General features: G+C 65.8%; 3 protein-coding genes. 2 read left to right on the forward strand and 1 reads right to left on the reverse strand.

Going from position 1 to position 2,023, the window contains the following annotated elements; genetic code table 11:
* A partial coding sequence (locus tag EN939_RS31810; protein ID WP_164751403.1) for a cob(I)yrinic acid a,c-diamide adenosyltransferase occupies positions 1 to 76 on the forward strand: 76 nt, incomplete at its 5' end.
* A gap of 39 nt (positions 77 to 115) precedes the next feature.
* Here EN939_RS31810 and cbiB read toward each other — a convergent pair.
* Positions 116 to 1,084, reverse strand: coding sequence for an adenosylcobinamide-phosphate synthase CbiB (cbiB, locus tag EN939_RS31815; protein WP_127271548.1), 969 nt, complete (start codon positions 1,082 to 1,084; stop codon positions 116 to 118).
* Here cbiB and cobD point away from each other — a divergent pair.
* On the forward strand, positions 1,083 to 2,023 hold a 941-nt coding region (gene cobD, locus EN939_RS31820), incomplete at its 3' end, for a threonine-phosphate decarboxylase CobD (RefSeq protein WP_127271549.1). The genes cbiB and cobD overlap by 2 nt on opposite strands.

Consider the following 2,023-nt stretch of genomic DNA (forward strand, 5'->3'; position numbering starts at 1 on the left):
CCTCGTCACCGAAATGGGCGTGACCAAGCACCATTTTTCCGCAGGCGTGAAAGCGCAGCAGGGGATCGAGTTCTGAGCGTTTCTTACCCTCCCCACAAGGGGAGGGTGAAGTAGATCACGCCACGATGACCATGACCGCGACCAACCCAAACAGCGCGATCAGCAGATAGTCGGCGACGCGATAGAGTTTCAGCGCTCGCCTTATGTCGACGCTGTCGGCCTCGCGCCGCCCACCTTCGCCCATGAAGACGTCGTCCACGAGCACGCCGCCGTAGCTGCGCGGCCCGGCGAGCGCCAGGCCGAGCGCACCGGCCATCGCCGCTTCCGGCCAGCCGGCATTGGGTGAGCGGTGTTTTTTCGCGTCGCGCCACACCGCATGCCAGGCATTTTTCGCATCAGCGCCTTTGACGAAGAACGCCGCCAGCACGATCAGCAGCGCCGTCAGCCGCGACGCCGGCAGATTGATCCAGTCGTCGAAGCGCGCCGCCGCCCAGCCGAAGGCCTCGTGGCGCGGGGTGCGGTGGCCGATCATCGAATCGGCGGTGTTGGCGGCCTTGTAGGCGGCGCCGCCGGCCAGGCCGCCGACGCCGGTCCAGAAGGCGGGGGCGACGATGCCGTCGGAGAAATTCTCAGCCAGGCTCTCGATCGCGGCGCGGCAGACGCCGGCCCTGTCGAGCGTTTCAGGGTCGCGGCCGACGATTCGCGAAACGGCAAGGCGGGCCAGAGCGAGGCCACCGGTGTCGAGCGCGTCCGCCACAGCCTCGACATGCTCATAGAGGCTCTTCTGCGACAGAAGCGACGTTGCCAGAAGGGCAGTGATGACCAGGCCCATGGGAACGAACCAGAACAGGATCTGCACGCCCAGGCCAATTATCGCCGGCACCAGCACGATGACCAGCAGCGCCTGGACACCACGCTTGCGACGCAGCGCGTCGGGATCAGTGGCGCGGTTGAGCCTGCGGTCGAGAAAGGATATCAGCCTGCCGAACCACGTCACCGGATGGCCGATGGCGCGAAACAGCCAATCGGGGTAACCGAGGGCGAATTCGACGGCCAATGACAGGAAAGCGATCAGGACTGACATGAAGCTTCTTAATGGGGCGGTTGTGGACCATGGTGGAAGTCTTGGCCGCGCGAGGGCGCTTTTCCCCAACGCCCTGCTGCCATTCGTCGACCTCTCGACCGGTATCAATCCGCACTCCTACCCGCTTTTCGACCTGCCCGCCACCTCGCTGTCGCGGTTGCCGGAAGCCGCGCGCACGCGTGAGCTGACAGAGATCGCTGCCAGTGCCTATGGGGCGCCGTCGCCAGCCAATATCGTGGCGGCACCGGGCACGCAGATCCTGTTGCCGCGCGTCGCCTCGCTGATTACCCCCGGAAGGGCGCTGGTGCTGGGTCCGACCTACGCCGAACATGCCCGCGCAGCAGTGATCGCCGGGCACGCGGTGACCGAGGTCGGCGATTTCGCTGACCTGGCGGACGCCGACCTTGCCATCATGGTCAATCCGAACAATCCAGATGGACGTGTCATCGCGCGCGACCGGTTGCTGGCTCTGGCTGCCGGATTGCGCGCCAAGGGCGGGCTGCTGGTTGTCGACGAGGCGTTCATGGATGTTGGGCCGCGCGAGCATAGCCTCTGCGGCGATGTCGGCCAGGGCGGCGTCGTCGTGCTGCGCTCGTTCGGCAAGTTCTTTGGTCTGGCCGGCCTGCGGCTCGGTTTTGCGCTTTCCGATCCTGTGACGGTCGAACGGCTGGAAACACAATTCGGGCCATGGGCCGTCGCCGGCCCGGCGCTGGAATACGGCATTCGCGCGCTTGCCGATATCGGCTGGCAGGACGCGATGCGGGCGGCGCTGGCTGATGAATCGGCGCGGCTCGATGCGCTGTTCGGCCGCTTCGGTATTCCCGTTATGGGTGGCACCACGCTGTTCCGTTTTCTTCGCCTACCGCATGCTGCCGATTTGTTTGCCGCGCTCGGCGGGCGCGGCATTCTGCTTCGCCATTTTGCCGATCGGCCTGACGT

Origin of the sequence: Mesorhizobium sp. M7A.F.Ca.CA.002.05.1.1, from assembly GCF_003998335.1 — a bacterium.
GTDB lineage: Bacteria > Pseudomonadota > Alphaproteobacteria > Rhizobiales > Rhizobiaceae > Mesorhizobium.

What these genes read in the sequence shown, in the direction of transcription:
- cbiB (WP_127271548.1), bottom strand. Translation starts at nt 1,084, where the DNA reads ATGTCAGTCCTGATCGCTTTCCTGTCATTGGCCGTCGAATTCGCCCTC.